General features: G+C 66.0%; 1 protein-coding gene. It reads left to right on the top strand.

Going from position 1 to position 318, the window contains the following annotated elements; genetic code table 11:
* On the top strand, window positions 1-318 hold a 318-nt coding region (locus tag KIP88_RS46235; RefSeq protein ID WP_214494688.1), incomplete at both ends, for a phosphopantetheine-binding protein.

Raw genomic sequence — 318 nt, 5'->3', positions numbered from 1 at the left:
GGAGATCTGGGCGGAGCTTCTCGGGGTCGAGCGGGTCGGACGCCACGACCACTTCTTCGAACTCGGCGGCCACTCGCTGTTGGCGGTACGGCTCTTGAGCCGGCTGTCGCAGGCTGTTGGCGTCGCGCTGCCGCTGACGGGGCTGTTTGCCAAACCGGTGCTGGCGGAGCTGGCGGGGAGCGTTGTCGAGACATTGAGCCGCTCCGGTCCACAAGATCTGCCGGGCATTGTGGCTGTGTCGCGTCATGAGCCGCTGGTGCTGTCGTTTGCGCAGCAGCGGCTATGGTTTTTGGCGCAGCTGGACGAGGGCAACACGAC

Source organism: Bradyrhizobium sp. SRL28 (assembly GCF_018596315.1).
Classification (GTDB): domain Bacteria; phylum Pseudomonadota; class Alphaproteobacteria; order Rhizobiales; family Xanthobacteraceae; genus Bradyrhizobium.
Note: the sequence above shows the minus strand (reverse complement) of the source record. Positions and strands in the feature narration are given on the sequence as shown.